Source organism: Pseudomonas sp. BE134, assembly GCF_031456105.1.
Classification (GTDB): Bacteria; Pseudomonadota; Gammaproteobacteria; order Pseudomonadales; family Pseudomonadaceae; genus Aquipseudomonas.
This window is the reverse complement of the sequence record NZ_JAVDUA010000039.1, coordinates 23,510-41,478: the sequence shown is the minus strand read 5'-3', so window position 1 is coordinate 41,478 and position 17,969 is coordinate 23,510. Positions and strand designations below refer to the sequence as shown.

14 protein-coding genes and 2 pseudogenes are annotated in these 17,969 nt (G+C 58.8%); 3 read left to right on the top strand and 13 right to left on the bottom strand.

Annotated features, from left to right (window positions below):
• The first annotated feature begins 111 nt into the window (after positions 1-111).
• Both J2Y56_RS25825 and J2Y56_RS25820 read left to right on the top strand, forming a co-directional pair.
• Complete coding sequence (locus J2Y56_RS25825) at positions 112-645, top strand: NfeD family protein (RefSeq protein WP_310353500.1); 534 nt, start codon at positions 112-114, stop codon at positions 643-645.
• Positions 646-647: 2 nt separating this feature from the next.
• Positions 648-1,406: a slipin family protein gene (locus J2Y56_RS25820; RefSeq protein ID WP_007946232.1), complete on the top strand. Its 759-nt coding sequence runs from the start codon at positions 648-650 to the stop codon at positions 1,404-1,406.
• A 29-nt stretch (positions 1,407-1,435) separates the two neighbouring features.
• Here the strand turns inward: J2Y56_RS25820 and J2Y56_RS25815 are convergent, their stop codons facing one another.
• A complete protein-coding gene (locus tag J2Y56_RS25815) occupies positions 1,436-3,007 on the bottom strand; it encodes a glycosyltransferase family 39 protein (RefSeq protein ID WP_310353498.1) in 1,572 nt (523 codons plus the stop codon).
• A gap of 583 nt (positions 3,008-3,590) precedes the next feature.
• Between J2Y56_RS25815 and J2Y56_RS25810 the strand changes: the two genes are divergently transcribed.
• Positions 3,591-4,280 (top strand): NYN domain-containing protein, encoded by a 690-nt coding sequence (locus J2Y56_RS25810; RefSeq protein WP_007946234.1) that lies wholly within the window; start codon positions 3,591-3,593, stop codon positions 4,278-4,280.
• Here J2Y56_RS25810 and J2Y56_RS25805 read toward each other — a convergent pair.
• From J2Y56_RS25805 to J2Y56_RS28570, 12 genes and pseudogenes are all read right to left on the bottom strand, one after another.
• A complete protein-coding gene (locus tag J2Y56_RS25805) occupies positions 4,261-5,847 on the bottom strand; it encodes an efflux transporter outer membrane subunit (protein WP_310353496.1) in 1,587 nt (528 codons plus the stop codon). The genes J2Y56_RS25810 and J2Y56_RS25805 overlap by 20 nt on opposite strands.
• Positions 5,844-6,908, bottom strand: coding sequence for an HlyD family secretion protein (locus J2Y56_RS25800; protein ID WP_310353493.1), 1,065 nt, complete (start codon positions 6,906-6,908; stop codon positions 5,844-5,846). Before J2Y56_RS25800 ends, J2Y56_RS25805 begins: the two co-directional genes overlap by 4 nt.
• Positions 6,909-6,934: 26 nt before the next feature.
• Positions 6,935-8,470, bottom strand: coding sequence for an MFS transporter (locus J2Y56_RS25795; RefSeq protein WP_310353491.1), 1,536 nt, complete (start codon positions 8,468-8,470; stop codon positions 6,935-6,937).
• A 220-nt stretch (positions 8,471-8,690) separates the two neighbouring features.
• On the bottom strand, positions 8,691-9,611 hold the full coding sequence (locus J2Y56_RS25790) for a LysR family transcriptional regulator (RefSeq protein ID WP_007946238.1): 921 nt from the start codon (positions 9,609-9,611) through the stop codon (positions 8,691-8,693).
• 202 nt (positions 9,612-9,813) lie between these two features.
• A complete protein-coding gene (locus tag J2Y56_RS25785; RefSeq protein ID WP_310353489.1) occupies positions 9,814-10,680 on the bottom strand; it encodes an ABC transporter permease in 867 nt (288 codons plus the stop codon).
• Between the two features lie 20 nt (positions 10,681-10,700).
• Positions 10,701-11,561: an ABC transporter ATP-binding protein gene (locus J2Y56_RS25780; protein WP_310339059.1), complete on the bottom strand. Its 861-nt coding sequence runs from the start codon at positions 11,559-11,561 to the stop codon at positions 10,701-10,703.
• Between the two features lie 5 nt (positions 11,562-11,566).
• Entirely contained in the window at positions 11,567-12,592 is a 1,026-nt protein-coding gene (locus tag J2Y56_RS25775; RefSeq protein ID WP_310339062.1) for an ABC transporter substrate-binding protein, read from the bottom strand.
• 17 nt (positions 12,593-12,609) lie between these two features.
• Positions 12,610-13,512 carry a TauD/TfdA family dioxygenase gene (locus tag J2Y56_RS25770; RefSeq protein ID WP_007946242.1) on the bottom strand — a complete coding sequence of 301 codons (903 nt, stop codon included), beginning with the start codon at positions 13,510-13,512 and terminating at the stop codon, positions 12,610-12,612.
• 305 nt (positions 13,513-13,817) lie between these two features.
• Positions 13,818-15,185, bottom strand: coding sequence for an HlyD family type I secretion periplasmic adaptor subunit (locus J2Y56_RS25765; RefSeq protein WP_007946244.1), 1,368 nt, complete (start codon positions 15,183-15,185; stop codon positions 13,818-13,820).
• A complete protein-coding gene (locus J2Y56_RS25760; RefSeq protein ID WP_150782564.1) occupies positions 15,175-17,331 on the bottom strand; it encodes a type I secretion system permease/ATPase in 2,157 nt (718 codons plus the stop codon). The genes J2Y56_RS25765 and J2Y56_RS25760 overlap by 11 nt, the downstream gene beginning before the upstream one ends.
• A 36-nt stretch (positions 17,332-17,367) precedes the next feature.
• Positions 17,368-17,608: pseudogene (locus J2Y56_RS28575) on the bottom strand (channel protein TolC); the annotation flags it as partial.
• A gap of 53 nt (positions 17,609-17,661) precedes the next feature.
• A pseudogene (locus tag J2Y56_RS28570) lies at positions 17,662-17,805 on the bottom strand (TolC family protein); the annotation flags it as partial.
• Positions 17,806-17,969 lie beyond the last annotated feature (164 nt).

Below are 17,969 nucleotides of genomic sequence, written 5' to 3'. Positions count from 1 at the left end.
CGGCGGGAAATCCGCCCATCGGACGCCGTCGAAAAGTGAGCAGAAATCAGATACGCCGGGGCTCAACTAAACTGTGTTCAGAGCCACCTGATGACTCTCGCGGAGGGTCAAGTGAATACTCGTTGCTGTGCCGTTGCGCTGTTGTTGGCGTTGAGCGGATCGGTGTTCGCAGCCGATACCGTTATGCTGCTGATGCCTAACCCGATCGGGATCTGGTTGATCACGTTCGGTATCGCCTTTCTGATCGCCGAGGCCGCACTGCCCAATTACGGGGTGATCGGTTTGGGCGGCATTGTGATGTTCGTGATCGGCGCGGTGATTCTGACCAACACCGAGATGCCTGTTCCCTTGATGATTGGCCTGGGGCTGGTGAGTGCCCTGCTGCTGATTTTCCTGCTGATCCGCGCCATGAAAACCCGACCGCGCCGCACGGTCAGCGGCGATGCCGGGCTGCTGGGCAGCGTGACACCGGTCTTGTCGTTACTGCCCGGCAATGCCTGTAACGGCTGGGTGCATCTGCAAGGGGAACGCTGGCAGGTTTCAAGCTCGACACCGCTGCAGCCGGGGCAACACGTCCGGGTGGTGGCGCGAAAAGGGTTACTGTTGCAAGTGGCCGCGGCTGACGCGGCGCCGCTGGGAGAATAGTCATGGGCCTGCAATTAGGTTTCGCCGCGCTGCTGCTGTTACTGATTGCACTGGCGGGGTCGACCTTTCGCATCCTGCGTGAATACGAGCGCGGCGTGGTGTTCCAGCTCGGACGTTTCTGGCAGGTCAAGGGCCCCGGTTTGATACTGCTGATCCCGGTGGTCCAGCAAATGGTTCGCGTTGACCTGCGGACCATCGTCCTCGATGTGCCACCCCAAGACGTCATCACCCGCGACAACGTCTCGGTCAAGGTCAATGCGGTGCTGTATTTCCGTGTGCTCGACCCGCAAAAGGCGATCATCCAGGTTGAAGACTTTCTCTCGGCCACCAGCCAATTGGCCCAGACCACATTGCGAGCAGTGCTCGGCAAACATGAACTCGACGAACTGCTGGCAGAGCGCGAACGGCTGAACATCGACATCCAGCAAGTGCTCGACGCCCAGACCGATGCCTGGGGCATCAAGGTCGCCAACGTCGAGATCAAACATGTGGACCTCAATGAATCAATGGTCCGCGCCATCGCCAAACAGGCCGAAGCCGAACGTGAACGCCGGGCCAAGGTGATCCATGCCGAAGGTGAATTGCAGGCCTCGGAAAAACTCATGCAAGCCGCCGAAATGCTCGGCCGCCAGCCCGGGGCCATGCAACTGAGGTACATGCAGACGCTGAGTTCGATCGCCGGGGACAAGAGTTCGACCATCGTCTTCCCGCTGCCGATTGAATTGCTCAAGGGAATGGCGGATTTGTCGTCGAAACCGTGAACCTTCGCAACAGCATCACGCCAACGCTTTCAATGCAGCACAACCAAGCGTGCACTAACCGCTCCTGCACGCGTTTCGCCAGCGTTCTGCCAGCTCGATGGCAACAGCGCAAACTCGTCCGGCGCCCCAACGGTGCCGATAAGCCACACACGGCGAGTGCCTTTGGGCAAGCTGTCGAGGCGGTCCAGATAAATTTCCTGGGTGACCAGCGTGCCGAAACCATAGGCGTTTGGCCGGCTTGACCCGCCATTGGCCAGCGGCGGGGTGTACAGCAGCGGTTGGGTCGCGGCGCGGTTGTAATAGACATAGGGAAGGTACCAAAGCATGTCGCTGGTAACGATCCGGTCGCCATCAACAAAATGCCGGTTAACATAGTCGATCACCACGTCGATCTGATTGTCAGGATCGACCGAGGCGTTGTTCTTCAAACCGACCAGTTCGATGCTGGCAAACAGCACCAGCACGGCCAGCGCCAGCACCCGCCAGCCTGAATACAGGCGATCAACGGCCAATGCGACAATCATCGGCACCCCCAGCGCATAGGCCGTCAGGTAGCGCTCGATGAACACCGGCGAGATAAATGACACGCCGAACACCAACAGCATCGGTAATGCCGTGTAGATCACCAGTAGCACGCTGCCGCGAATGACACTGCGGTCCAGCGCCAGCGCCACGCCAGTAATGACCAGCAACGCCAGCGGCAGCGCGATAAAAATCAGCGGCGGCAGGTTTTCGCCATCGTCCTGTGTCAGTAACGACCAGATCATCGACGGCAACGAGCTGAAGGTGACCGACGACGCCCACCCCACATCGCCATTGGCTTTGAGTTGATCCATGTGCTGGATCAAATCGATCAGATTCGGCACCCACGGCAGGAAGAGCAGCACGATTGCCACGTTCGCCAGCCACCAGTCGGGGCGCTGAATACTGCGCAAACGATAGCCTGGCAGTACTCGAATCAGCCCCAGATATAGCCAGTGGCACATCACGCACAGGGCGGTGAAGTAATGGGTGTAGAACGCCGCGCTCATCAGCAGCACGTACGCTGCCAAGTAGCGTGTGCGCCGGGGCTGCCTGATCCAGTAAACCAGCGCAATCGTGGCGCCGATAAGCCACAGGCCCAGTAGTGAGTACATCCGCACTTCCTGGCTGTAGCGCACCGCCGTCGGCAGCAACGCCAGCAGAAAACCGGCCAGCAACGCGGCACGCCGGGTGGCGATCATGTCCATCAACCAGACGCCGAGCCACACCGTGGCGATTCCGGGCAGAGCGCTGAGACAGCGGATCGAGAAAATACCGTCGCCGAACAGCTCGATCCAGCCATGCAGCAGCACGAAATACAGCGGAGGGTGCACATCACGGGCGGCATGCACCCATATTTCAGCCACTGAGTAGTGGCTCATCAGTAAGCTTGACCCTTCGTCGCCCCAGATGGCCGACGCCGTCAGATCGTAGAAACGTACCAGGGCCGCCAACGCCAGAATGGGCAACAGCCAGTGTTCCTGCGCCCACCGCAGCCAACGCTGTACCACCGCCCAGCCACCGGGCACGGCGTGCGGGTCCTGGGTGCCGCCAAGCGATGTTTCTCTGCGCGCTTCCATTGCCTCCCCTCGCAACTGGCCCGAGATCACGAAGCTTATGGATCACTGTAAGACGGTGCAGGTTCGTCGTCGATGCTGGCTTTACGACCAGCGACATCGGCGACCGTATCCCCTGCCGGTCGAGTGGGGGCTAAAACGTGTGGGAGTGCATCAAGCGGTGAGCGATTACTGGATGGAAATGGGTTGTTTCAAAAATGCCAAAGGTCTCCGAACGGGTGCATGGTTTTTCTGCACTGCCTCTCGGTAATAAATCCCACACAAAACGGGGAATCTACATTCAATCCTTACCGAGATGAGCTGTGGACAATCGTCACTTTTACAGAGATACAGCACTTAAACATTCATCCTGTAGCAAACACTAATAGATTGAGTCGATAACACCTGACCATCCACCGGACGAATGCTCAAAACTGGCTCGCCGCTGAAAGTCGAGTAGAGCGTTAATCAATCTACGGGTTGACGCCCGTGCCGCACCCGACTTACGATCCCCCCACTGAACCCCGTACGCAGAGATTAAATTCACTGGCAGTTGGGGTGAAGAAACCGGCCTAGGCCGGTTTTTTCGTTTCTGAGGTATGAGTTTTTGCGAACTGCTTTCTTTGTTGATGGCTACAACATGTTCTATGGATTACTCGCGGGCACACCGTATAAATGGCTTAATCTCCAAGGCTTGCTGGCCCATGTTGCGTACATCGAGAATCCGCAGAGTTCGATCATCTCCGTTGATTACTTCACCTCATCCGTCAAACCAGAACTTGCTACTCGCGGCAGAGCCTCCAAAGAAGCTCAAGACACCTATGTGCGCGCGTTAAAGACGACCAATGTTGCCGTTCACTATGGTCGCCATAAACTTGAGCCCGCTAAAGCCCCTCGTTTCATTGACAGAAAAATCGGCGCATCTCGCCAGGACAAAGTGGACATCTGGAAGCTTGAAGAGAAAGAAACAGATGTCCACATTGCAATTAGCATGTATCGCACAGCAGCAAGGCAGACCAAGCTCCATATCCATGACCAAATCGAACAACTGGTGCTGGTATCCAGTGATACAGACATGACTCCAGCCCTGAGAGCAATCCGAGAAGATTTCCCTGATATGAAAGTCGGGGTCATTCTTCCCCATCGGGCTGAGTTAAACCGTCCTTCGCCAGGCTCTTTAAAAGAACTCTCACACTGGATGCGACGAGTCGTCACCGAAGAAGAGCTGCAAAAGCATCAATTTCCAAACCGGGTGCCGACGCACAAGGCGCCCGCCATCAAGCCGGATTATTGGTAACGACGCTTGCCACCGGATACACCGACTCCCATCCCCCGCCCAATGCCTTGTACAACCCGACCATTGCCAGCGATACCCCGGTCGAACTCTCCACAAACTGCTCCTGAGTCACCAGCAATGCGCCCTGCACCGTGAGCACGTTGACGAAATCCACCACGCCTTCGATGTATTGCTGTTGCGCAGTACGCAAGGCGATCTGGTTTTGGCGGACGGCTTCGGCGAGGCTGTCGCGACGCAGTTGACGGGCGTTGTAGGCAGTCAGTTGATCGTCGATCTCATGCCAGGCGCGCAACACGGTTTGCTGGTAGGCGATGGCGGCTTCCTGCTGCTGGGCTTCGCGCAGTTCAAGCACACCGCGCAAACGACCACCGTCAAACAGTGGCAGGCTGAATTGCGGGCCGATGCCGAACGAACGTGAGCCCCACGAACCAAAATCGCTGAGCTGCATGGCTTGTGAGCCCACGACGCCCGACAGCGTTATCCTCGGATAGAAGCCCCCCTTGGCCACCCCGATACTCGCCGTGGCGGCATGCAGATGCGCTTCAGCCTGGCGAATATCCGGGCGGCGTTCGGCCAGTTGCGATGGCAGGCCGATAGCGACCTGTCGCGGGGTTTGCGGCACGGGCGCGTCTGTGGATAACTCGGCGTGCAGCGCTTGCGGTGGCTCGCCCATCAGCAGGCTCAACGCGTTGATCAGTTGCGCCTGCCGCTGCTCCAGCTCGGGCAGGCGCGATTGGATGGCGGCGACTTGAGCGGCGGCTTCAGCGACATCCAGATCGGTGGCAACGCCGTCGTCCAGGCGCAGTTGCGAGAGTTTCAAGCTGTGGCGGGCGACTTCGAGGTTCTGCTCGGTGACGGCCCGAGTACTTTGCACGCCGCGCAGCTGAATGTAGTCTTGAGCGGTTTCTGCGAGCACCGACAGCAACACACCCCGACGATCGTTTTCGGCCACTTCAAGCGTGGCGTCGGCAGCTTCGGTTTCGCGACGCACGCGCCCCCAGAAATCCAGCTCCCATGACGCGGAGAAGCCGGCGTCCCAAAGGTTGAATGCCGAGTTACCATAATGTCCCGATGGGTCGTTCAATCCTTCGCCGCTATTACGTTTGCGTGCATAGCTGCCAGCGGCCACCGTGCCGGGGTAACGGTTGGCGGTGATCACCTGGCGCGCGGCTCGGCTTTGCTGCAAGCGGCTGCTGGCGAGTTTCAGGTCGAGGTTTTCGGTCAGGGCTCTCTGGGTTAGCGAAGACAGTTTTGGATCGTTGAAGACTTCCCACCAGCGTTCGTTCATGTCAGCTGTGAACGTTTCACTGGCGGCGGATCGGGATGGTTTCGACCACTCGGTTATTTGTTGTGCTTGAGGTTTCTGGAAATCAGGGCCCACGGTGCAGGCCGACAAGCTCATGATCAGCAAGGCGCAAAAGGTGAGTAGAGGCCACCGGCCTCTTCGCGAGCAGGCTCGCTCCCACAGGGGATTTCCTTTTGGACAGCGATTGTGTGCATTGAACCGATTCCATGTGGGAGTGAGCCTGCTCGCGATGACGTCTACCCGGGCAGCGAAAACCCTCATCGCTGAGTCACCTCATTCGTCACCGCACTCGCAGTATCAATACTCGCCTCCACCGACATCCCCACTCGCAACCGTGAGGCCAGTGCCTGACCCGGCTCCAGGACAATCTTTACCGGGATGCGCTGCACAACCTTGGTGAAGTTGCCGGTGGCGTTGTCCGGTTTGATCGAGGCGAACGTCACGCCCGTCGCCGGGGCGATGCTCTCGACGCGACCGTTGAGGGCTTCACCGCCGAGGCTGTCGACCCGCACTCGCACGTCCTGCCCAGGATGCACGTTAGTCAGTTGCGTCTCTTGAAAATTGGCCACCACGTAAGCCTGTGCCAGCGGTACCACCGCCAGAATCTTGCTGCCCGGCGTCACATAGGCGCCGACTCGTACCGCGCGCTCGCCGACCATACCGTCCTGTGGCGCAATAATGCGCGTGTAAGACAGCTCATAACTGGCGATTTCCAGGGCGGCTTGCGCACGTTTCAGTCCACCTTCAGCCGCATCGCGCTGGGCCATCAGGATGTCCACTTGCTTGCGTTCCGCCGCCAGCACTGCCATCGCGTTGGCTAACCGCGCGTTAGCCTGGTCGATACGCGTGCGCGCTTGCTGAGCACTCTGCACTGTACCGGCGCCGACGCCAGCCAAGTGGTTGTAGCGGTTCAACTCATGTTCGGCGAAGGCCATCTCAGCCTTGGCCGAGACCACCGAGGCTTGAGCCTGAGCGATCAGTGACGTCTGGCGCTCAAGGGTCGCCCGGGCATTTTGCAACTGCGCCCTGGCCACCAGGGTTTCGGCATCAGCCGCCTGGGCTGCGGCTCGCAGATCTCGATCATCGATCAACGCCAGCAACTGCCCGGCCTTGACCTGCTGGTTGTCTTCCACCAGCACTTCCTTGATAAACCCGGCCACGCGCGGGGCCACCAGGGTGAAGTCCGCCGAGACAAAGGCGTCATTGGTTTTTTGCTGCGTGCGCTGCCCGAAAAGGCCGGGGGCCAGCAGATAAATCAGCACGCCGACTGCCACCACAGCGGCGACACCGACAGCCACTCTTTGCTTTGTTTGAATCGACATAAAAACCTTCTGTTTCAGTGAAGCATTCAAGTCGGCGCGCGCGGTGGATAAACCCGTGTCGGCAGCCAGAAAATCAGCAGGATCAGCACCAGGGCGACGCCCGCCATGCACAGATAAAGATCGGAAGACGTCAGCACCAAGGCTTGCTCGTGCAGCCGATGGGCGAGGCCTTCGCTGTCGCTGTCAGCCAGGGGCGAATTACCGAGACGGTCCACCAGCATCGTCGAGTGAAAATGCAGCCTGGAAGTGGTCAACGTCTCGATCACCCCGGTGGCGATAACCGCAGACAGGCCTTTCACGGTGTTGAACCAGGCTGAGGCGAACGGTCCTTCCATGGGCGAAATGCTGCCAGTCGAGAGCATCAGCAGTGGCAGCACTGCCATTGGCTGACCAAAGATTTGCAGCAGTTGCAGCGCGTAGAAATTGTCACGAATCCACGCCGACGTCAGCTGTGAACCGCCTATGCAGGACAGCGCCAACAGGCTCAAACCAGCGCCCAACACCCAACGGCAATCAACCCATCGCAGGTTGCACAACGCCGCCACCAATGGCAGCGCAATCAATTGCGGCAACGCTGCCAACAGCATGATCGGCGCCGTCTGGATGGGGCGATAACCCTGCACTTGCGCCAGATAAGTGGATGGAATAATGATCACCGCCAGCAACACCACCAGCACCCCGGCCAAAGTGAGCAAGGCGAAGGACAAGTTGCGGATACCGAGCATCTGCATCTTGAAAAACGGTATCGGTTGCGACCATTCGTTGATCAGAAACAACACCAGCAACACCAGGCCACCGCCGAGCAATCCCCCGATCAGGTTCGACTCGAACCAGTCCAGTCGATTGCCCTGCAGAACGCCGATGACCAACATGCAAATAGCCGGAAACCCCAGCAGCAGACCGCGCCAGTTGAATTGCTTGAAACGCTCCAGGCGCAGCGGGTCCTGTGGCAAACCGTATGACACCGCCACCAGGGCGAGCAGGCACGGCACAACGATTTGCCAGAACGTCCATTGCCAGCCGACATATTCTGTCCACAACCCGGCCAATGGCGTGCCGAGACCGGGGCCGAAAGTGGCGGTCAGGGCGTAACCGGCCAAGCCGTAGAGCTTCACATTGGTTGGCAAGAATCGCAGCGCCACAGTCATCAATATCGGCGGCAACGCGCCTCCCGCCAGACCTTGCAGCGTGCGCAGGACCAGCAGGCTTTCGTAATTCGGGGCGAACGGACACAACACGCCTAATAGCGTGAAGACACTGATGGCGCAGAGGGTGAAACGCCGCAACGAGAACGTCACCGAGCACCATGGTGCAAACGCCATGGCCGCCACCGAGGTCGCGGTGTAACTGGCGACCAGCCAGGTGCCTTCGTCGTAACCGATGGCCAATGCGCCGCGAATGTCCGCCAGGGCAACCTTGGTCACCATCTCGTTCAGGCCCGAGACCAGCACCGCCAACAACACGCCCACCAGACCGATAATGATCCGTGGGCCGAAGACCGGTGGCGTGACGACGGCTGGAGGGGGCGCGACGAGGGGTGCCGTGACCGTGAAGGAGGTCATTACTGCTAGCTCCGGGGGTTTGAGTACCGAAGCATTCTATGAAGTGCGAGGGCTGACGAAAATTGACTTATTGGCAGGTTATAAATGCGTTTGATGCAGCAATACAAAAACCCTTGTGGGAGCGAGCTTGCTCGCAATAGCGGTGGGTCAGTCAACACTTGCATTGACTGGTCTACCGCTATTGCGAGCAAGCTCGCTCCCACAGGGATTGGGGATTGCTTCAGGTGGGTTGCGCGGCCAGCCATGTTTCATCGCAGCAGGTCTTCAGGGTTTCACGCAGCCAGCGGTGAGCCGGGTCATTGTCAAACCTCGGGTGCCAGGCCTGGGTCAGCATCAGGGTGGGCAGCGGAATCGGCAGCGTGAACGAGCGCAGTTTCAAGCCCAGGCGTCGCACACTTAGCAACGCTTCCTTGGGCACTGGCAGAATCAGATTGGAATCCGGCAGCGCGAACATCGCCGCATGGAAGCTCGGCGCAATCACCGCCACCCGCCGCTCCAGCCCCAGCGCGTTGAGTGCCGTGTCGATCGGCCCACGCGCAATGCCACGGCGCGACATGCTGATATGAGAAAAACCGGCGTAACGCTCGGCGGTTATCTCTTCGTCGAACAGTGGATGATCCTCGCGCACCAGACCGACGAAGTGCGTTGAGAACAGGTTCTGCACCTTCACTTCCGGCATGACGGGGCGATTGTTGCTCACACTTAAATCGATCCGCCCTTCGCGCAGCGCTTCATCATCGCCATCGCCTTCCGGCACAAAGCGCAATTCACAATGGGGCGCCTGGCGCTCCAGGGTGTCAAACAGCTTGCCACCATAGACGCCGACGAAAAAATCATTGGCACGGATGCTGAACCGACGGCGCAACGAACCGAGGTCTACCACATCGGCCGAGCGAAACAGCAACGCAGCCTGTTCGACCACATCGCGTACCTGCTCACGCAATTCCAGCGCCTTGGGCGTCGGCACCAGGCCTCGACCGGCACGCACCAGAATCGGATCGCCGATGGCCTCGCGTATGCGCGTCAGCGTTCGGCTCATGGCCGCCGGGCTGAGGTTCATCCGGCGTGCAGCGCCCACCACACTGCCTTCGTCGAGCAAAGCGTCGAGGGCGACCAACAGGTTCATGTCCGGGAGTTGCATGCTGAGCACTCGTGGCTGATCTGGATTGACTCAGGCGCAATGCTAGCAAACATCCCCCAACTGGTGTGTTGGCTGGGCTGGCCCCATCGCGAGCAGGCTCGCTCCCACAGTGGATCTTCATTACCCGCCAATTTTGTGAACAACACAAAACCCTGTGGGAGCGGGCTTGCCCGCGAAGGCGTAAGACCAGACACCGCAAATCCTACCGCTGCATCCCCCATCGCTTCACCGTCACCCGCTCCAATGTGTCGAACACCAGGTTCTCCACCAGCAACCCGATCAGGATCACTACCGCCAACCCGGCAAACACCTTGTCGGTATACAGCTCATTGCGGTTCTGGAAAATGTACCAACCCAAACCACCCTTGCCGCTCGTGGCACCGAACACCAGTTCTGCGGCGATCAACGTGCGCCAGGCGAAGGCCCAGCCGATTTTCAACCCGGCAAGAATCGACGGCAAAGCGGCCGGGATCAGGATGAACAGCACGAACCGCATGCCCTTGAGGCCGTAGTTGCGCCCAGCCATGCGCAGGGTTTCCGAGACCCCGAGAAACCCGGCATAGGTGTTCAAGGCCAAGGCCCAAAGCACCGAATGCACCAGCACGAAAATCAGGCTGTTCTGCCCCAGGCCGAACCACAGAAGGGCCAGCGGCAACAACGCGATCGCCGGCAGCGGGTTGAACATCGAGGTCAATGTGCTCAACAAGTCGCGACCAAACTGGGTCGATACCGCCAACGTGGTCAGGGCAAAAGCCAGGACGATGCCGATCAGGTAACCCTTGAGCAACACCACCAACGAAATCCAGACCTTGCCCAGCAGTTCACCACTGAGCAGGCCGTCATACAGCGCGCTGGTGGTTTGCACAAAACTGGGCAGCAGCAGGTCGTTGTTTTGAACACGGGCGACCACTTCCCACAGCACCACGAGCAAAATCAGGATCAGGCTTTTACGAATCCAGCCCTGTTGCCAGAGGCGCTGGCCGAGCGGCAATTCACGCTCCAGCGGTACGCTGGTCAACGGCTGTAAAACGGTTTCGAACTCTTCACGCGCAGATGATAAATGGCTCATCGGGCAATCCTCTCAATGGCTCAATAAGCGATGCGAATATCGGAGAAATCCAGCTCACGCTCGGTTTCCGGCGATTGACCTTCATCGAACAACAACCGATGAATCCGTCGCGCCGATTCCTGGAACGCAACGCCGCCGAGGCTGTGCAAATCGTATTGATGGCTGTGCACTTCCGCCCGCACACGGCCCGGATGCGGCGACAACAGCAAAATGCGATTGCCCACCACTAGCGCTTCCTCGATGGAGTGCGTGACGAACAACAGCGTGAAACGCACCTCTTCCCAGAGCAGCAGTAATTCTTCCTGCATCTTGCGGCGGGTCAGCGCATCGAGGGCGGCGAAGGGTTCGTCCATCAGGAGGATTTTTGGTTGCATCGCCAAGGCACGAGCGATGGCGACTCGCGCTTTCATACCGCCGGACAAGGTATGCGGATAGGCATCGGCAAACGCCGCCAGCCCCACCTTCTCCAGATAGTGCAGCGCTCGTTCTTCTGCCTCTTTACGTTTCAGCGTTTTGGACGCCAGCAGCGGAAACATCACGTTCTGTTTGACGGTTTTCCACGGTGGCAGTTGATCGAACTCCTGGAACACCACAATCCGGTCCGGCCCCGGTGCATGCACGGTTTGCCCCTGAAGACGAATCTCGCCCTCACAAGGCTGAATGAACCCGGCCACCGCCTTGAGCAAGGTCGATTTGCCGCAACCGGACGGACCGAGCAGCACAAAGCGGTCCGCCGGATCAATTTCAAAACTGACTTGATGGGTCGCTCGAACTACACGTTGCGGCGTGCGGTATTCGAGGCTGACATTGTCGACCGACAACAGCGCCTGGGCTGTGGCGTTCGGTTTGCTGACCGTGTGGTCTTGCAAAGGGGCATTCATGACGATTAGCTCCCCTGCAGCGGTTTGGTGTCCTGGAAGAAGTAGTCCTTCCACGAATCCGGTTTGTTTTTTATCGCGCCGACGCGGTAGAGGAACTCGGCCAGCGGATAAGTATTTTTCGGCGTGATGCTGAATTCGAATTGCGGGTTGTCGATGATTTTCAGCAACGCGGCGCGGTCGATTTTCGCCTTGGTGACGCGGATATAAGTGTCAGCGGCGGCGCCCTTGTCGTTCTGCGCAAATTCAGCCGCTTCGGTCAGTGCCGCAATAAACGCCTTATAGGTTTTCGGGTTCTCCTCACGGAATTTCTCGGTGGCGAACAGCACTGTCGGCGAGTTCGGGCCGAGCACGTCATAGGAGTTCAGCACCACATGGACGTTGGGGTTGGCCAGTTCCTGATCCTGGAACGGCGGGTTGGAAAAGTGCCCGGACAGCTCGGTGCCACCGGCCACCAACGCGGCCGTAGCATCAGGGTGCGGCACCGCGATGGTGTACTTGTCGAGGCGATTGAATTCCTTGTCACCCCACTGCTTGGCGGCCGCGTATTGCAGGAAACGCGACTGCACTGAAACCCCAACCGCCGGCACCGCGATGCGGTCCTTTTCGGTGAAATCGGCAATGGTTTTGACCTTGGGGTTATTGCTCACCAGGTAGTAAGGGAAGTTGCCGAGGGAAGCCACGGCTTTGACGTTCTGCTTGCCGTGGGTGCGATCCCAGATCGTCAGCAACGGACCAACGCCAGCGCCAGCAATATCAATCGAACCCGAGAGCAGCGCATCGTTGACCGCCGCGCCGCCGGACAGTTGAGTCCAGTCGACCTTGATGTCGATGCCTTCCTGCTTGCCGTACTTCTCGATCAGGTTCTGATCGCGCACCACATTGAGCAACAGGTAAACAATGCCGAACTGCTCGGCAATGCGGATTTCACCTTCCGCGTGAGCCACAGTCGGCGCTACCAGACTGCCGGCGATCAGGCTGAAACCCAGGCCGATGGCGGCCGCCAGCGGTGCAAAGGGAAGACGTTTGGACATGGGAATTCTCCGACAAATCAGAAAGGCGCGTCGCCCTGGATGGTGGTGCGAAACAGCTTGCGGCGCAGATGGCTGGGGCATCCGGCGGCGAGGTGAATCAGCGAGCGGTTGTCCCAGAACACCAGGTCATGGGGCTGCCATTGATGGCGGTAAATGTTCTGCGGCAGCACGCTATGGGCGTAGAGCTCATCAAGCAGTTGCTTGCTCTCGTCTTCCGGCAAACCGACGATGCGGGTGGTAAAACCTTCGCTGACGAACAACGCCTTGCGCCCGTTTTCCGGGTGCGTGCGCACAATTGGATGAACCACTTCGGCGACTTGAGCAAGCTGCTCAGGCGTCAGTGTCGGGCGCCAGTTGCCTTCGAATTTGGTCTCGCTGTAACGCGCGGTGTAGGAATGCGCGGCGGATCGGCCCTCCACCGCTTTGCGCAGCGCGTCGGGCAGGTTGTCCCAGGCTTTGTGCATGTCGGCGAACAAGGTGTCGCCGCCTTCGGACGGCAGTTCCTGGGCATGCAGCATCGAGCCCAGGCTGGGCAGTTCTTTATAGGAAAGGTCGGAGTGCCAGAATTTGCCGGCGTCACCGAGGCCGATGGATTGGCCATTTTCGATGATGTTGGAAACGATGAGGATTTCCGGGTGGCCGGCCAGCAGGAATTGCTTGAGCACATGGATCTGCAACACGCCGAATCGACGGCTGAAGGCGATCTGTTGCTCAGGGGTGATGCGCTGGTCGCGAAACACCACGACATGATGATCCAGGTGCGCGCGATGAATGCGGGCAAAGTCCTGATCGTTGATGGGTCGGGACAGGTCGAGGCCAATGATTTCGGCGCCGACGGCGCCGCTGAACGGGCGGATGTCGAAGGTTTGAGGCGCAATGCCTTGAGAGGCATTCGCTGAAGACAAAGAGACAGCTGACATAAAAATCACTCCCACGCACGGCACGCTCAAAGGCGCGCGCGTCGATCAAGAAACTCACGGAGGTCCCGTGTTGGTTCGTGTCGTGCGGCGCGCCGATTGGTCGGCAGGTACGCAGTGGAGTGACTTTATAGGTATAAGAATTGAAATTTAAATACCGTTAGTGAATAACGATATGGCTTTTCTCTAACACCCATTGTTCCCACGCTCCTGCGTGGGAAACACATCCCGTGACGCTCTGCGTCACAGTGGACGCGGAGCGTCCATGGCGGCATTCCTACGCAGAGCGTAGGAACGACCAGTCGTGCTTAGCGCTCGTGCAGCGCTTCTGCCCGTGCCCGGATAATCGGCTTGAGTAAATAACTGAGTACCGACTTCTTGCCGGTGATGATATCCACCGACGCCACCATCCCCGGAATGATCAGCAGCGGTTTTTCATCCGTCCCCAGGTGGCTGCGATCCGTGCGTAGCTTGATGATGTAGTAGGTGGTCTTCTTGTCTTCATCGGTGATGGTGTCAGCGCCGATCTGTTCAAGTTTGGCCTTCAACCCACCATAAATGGTGTAGTCGTACGCCGTGAACTTCACTGTCGCCTCTTGCCCGGGATGCAGGAAGGCGATGTCTTGCGGGCGAACTTTCGCCTCGACCAGCAAGGTATCGTCCAGCGGTACGATTTCCACCAGGTCGCTGCCCGGCTGAATCACGCCGCCAATGGTGTTCACCAGCAACTTGTTGACGATGCCGCGTACCGGCGATGTCACCAGCGTCCGGCTGACCCGGTCTTCCAGCGCTTTGCCGGTGGCCTGGGCCTTGTTCAGGTCGGTGCGCGCTTCGTTCAGTTGGGTCAGCGCTTCGCTGCGGAATTTGCCACGCGTTTCGTCGATCTTGCGCTGCACTTCCTTGATCGCCGATTCGGCACGCGGGATCGCCAGCGTCGTGGCGTCCAGTTGCCCGCGGGTTTCGACTTCGGCGCGCCGAAGGCGCAGCACCTCAACCGGCGATACCGCGCCCTGGGCCACCAATGGCTCGGACATGTTGATTTCCTGGCGTTGCATACTCAGTTGCTGGCGATACTGCGACTGCTTGGAGGTGAATTCACGAAGCTCTTGCTGACGCTGGATCAACTGCTCCTTCAAACCACCGATCTCATCGAGCAGTTGCTGACGACGGCTGGTGTACAGCGACTCTTCGCTGGCCGCCTGAACGGGCACGGCTTTGAGCACATCCGCCGGAAAATTCAGCGGACGGTCATCAACCTCCGCACTCAAGCGCTCAACCCGCAGCAGCATCGCCAACCGATCCGCTTCGGTTTCACCGACGTTGGAGGCGAAGCGCGTATCATCCAGGCGAATCAGCGGGGCACCGGCCTCAACAATCTGCCCTTCTTTTACGAACAGTTCAGTAACGATACCGCCTTCAAGGTTCTGGATTTTCTGGATCTTGGATGACGGAATCGCCTTGCCGTCGCCCTTGGTGACCTCGTCGATCACGGCGTAGTTGGCCCAGACCATCAGAAATACGAAGAACCCGATGATGGCCCAGATCGTCAACCGCACCACACGCGGGGCGTCTTCGATGAGGGCTTTGTTGACCTCGGGCAGAGGCTGGCCATGCAGCGAATCGGAGCCCTTGAAGTAACGACCGATCGCACCCTTGAAACCCGACTTAAGCAACACTGATCTGCCCCTTCTTCAACGCTTCCATCACGACGGCTTTCGGGCCATCGGCGAGAATTTGTCCACGGTCGATGACGATCAAGCGATCCACCAGCGACAACAGTGAAGCCCGATGCGTGACGAGCACCACGGTCTTGCTTTCAATCACAGCCGCGAGGCGTTGTTTGAGGCGTTCTTCACCGGTGTTGTCCATGGCGCTGGTCGGTTCGTCGAGCAGCAGAATCGGCGGATCGAGCAGCAATGCCCGGGCCAGCGCAACGTTCTGGCGCTGTCCGCCGGACAGGTTCTGCCCACGCTCACCGACTTGCAGTTCATACCCTTGCGGGTGCAGACGGGCGAATTCATGCACGCCGGCCAGTTCGGCGGCTTGCAGGACCAGTTCGTCTTCAACATAACGTGCGCCCGACACCAGGTTATCGCGAAGCGTGCCCGCCAGCAGCTGGATGTCCTGCGCCACGTAGCCGATGTTGTGGCGCAACTCGCTCACGTCGATCTGACGGATGTCGACGCCATCCACCAACAGTGCGCCGTCGTCCGGCTGGTAGAGCCCCACCACCAGTTTGGCCAGGGAGCTTTTCCCCGAACCGCTGCGCCCGATGATGCCGATCTTCTCGCCCGGTTTGATGTTCAGATTGATGTTCTTCAGCGCCGGGTTCTGCTGACCCGGGTAGGTGAAGTTCAACTGCCGGCACTCGATGCCGCCTTGCAACACCTTGCGGCTCAGCGGGCGCTCCTCGAAGTTGCGCTCTTGCGGCAACTCCATCATCTGATCGACCGAGGTCATGGTCACCCGCGCTTGCTGATAACGCGTCAGCAGGCCGGACAGCGAAGCCAGCGGGCTGAGGGCACGACCGCTGAGCATGTAGCAGGCGATGAGACCACCCATGCTCAGGTTGCCGGCGATGATCTGGTACACGCCGAAGACGATCATGATGACCCCGGCCAGTTGCTGGATCAGCAACGTGATGTTCATCGCCAGGCCCGAGAGCATTTTCACCCGCAGTTCGAGTCGACTGAGGGTGCCGATGGTTTGCTCCCACTGATACTGACGTTCGCTTTCGGCGTTGTTGACCTTCACCGCATCGAGGCCGGCGAGGGTCTCGATCAGGCTCGACTGACGCTCGGCGCCCAGGGCCATGGTTCGTTCCATGGTCGCCACCAGCGGCTTCTGTAGTGCGTAGCCGATGAGCAAGGCTATCGGGAACGCCAGCACCGGAATCCACACCAGGTGCCCGCCGAGAATGGCAATGACCATGAAGATCAGTAGCGTAAACGGCAGGTCGATCAGGCTGGTCAGCGTCAGCGAGGCGAGGAAGTCGCGCAGGCTCTGAAACTCATGGATGTTCTGGGCGAAACTGCCGACCCGGGCCGGTCGGTACTTCATGGCCATGCCAACGATGCGTTCGAACAACGTCGCGGAGATGATCAGGTCGGTTTTCTTGCCGGCCAGGTCCAGGCACAGACTGCGCAGGCTCTTGAGGATCAGGTCGAACAGGTAGGCACCGCTAATACCGATCGCCAATACCCATAGGGTCGATTCGGCCTGGTTCGGCACGACACGGTCGTAGACGTTCATCACGAACAGCGGCGCGGCCATGGCGATGATGTTGATCAGGAAACTGGCGGCGATGGCATCAGCGTAGAGCCAGCGCGAACGCTTGAGGGTGTCGCGGAACCACGAGCGTGCGCGCGGGATCAGCGTGCCGTGGTTGACGTCGAATTTATGCTGGGGTTGAGCAAAAAACACTTTGCCGGTGTAGTCATCGGCGAGCAACTCGCGACTGACGACACTTTCACCGCCATCGCTTTCGCTCAGCAGCACGCGGGCCTGGTCGTCACCGAGCCAGCCGAGGAGGACCGCACTGCGACCATCCTTTAGCAACAGCAGGGCCGGCATCGCAATCGCAGGGATCTGCTCAAGCTTGCGTTGCAGCACCCGACCCTGCAGGCCGGCACGAGCCGCTGCGCGAGGCAGCAACTCAACACTCAGGCGTTGCTTGGGCAACGGCAGGCCTGTGGTCAGCATCGCGGCGCTGGCCGGCTTCTGGTGCAATGTGCAAAGCGCTAACAGGCCATCCAGTAACGGATCGTCATGCAGCGTGCGTGGATCATGGATGAGTTGAACCCGACTGACTTCTGATTCCACGCTCGACACTCTTGGCTAACGGTAAATAGGGAGGACTCAATTCATCCCGGGGAGCTGAACTTGCGACTTCACGTCGATTGGCACAACACAAGCCTGTGGTGCGACCACTCCCTGGCTCTTGAGCAACTCGCTCATGGTCGCCTTGATTCGGTATTGAGTAAATAACTGAATGTTTTTGATCTGAGCCAAACAACGGGAAGCGTTAAACAGTTCGTTTTCGCTATCGAGCAAGATGCGCTCGGTCGAGACTGAACAGTTTTTGATTCGCGGTAAGCACGATGGTGTTGTGATCGGCAGATTGCCAAGCGGGCCTGCACAACCATAACCGCCCAGCAGATCAACCCGTGGCAGGTATCCCCCTTTAGCCGCTTTTAACTGATAATCCGCGGCCAATCGACTATTAACACTTGCCTGGATCTCCGGATGGATATCCAGCGCCTGTTGTATTGCCTGCAGAAGGGCCTGTATCTGCACAAAACCGTTGGCTGAGCACAGGGCAAAGATTTGAACAATGGCTGACGAACGGTTCGAATTGCCCCCGCACTTCTTGTCATGAATCACTACAGATCGTGTTACCCAATTGGATAATGGCCACTTGAAATACCGTACGTCGGAAAGTGAAAAGTCTGAGCTGGATC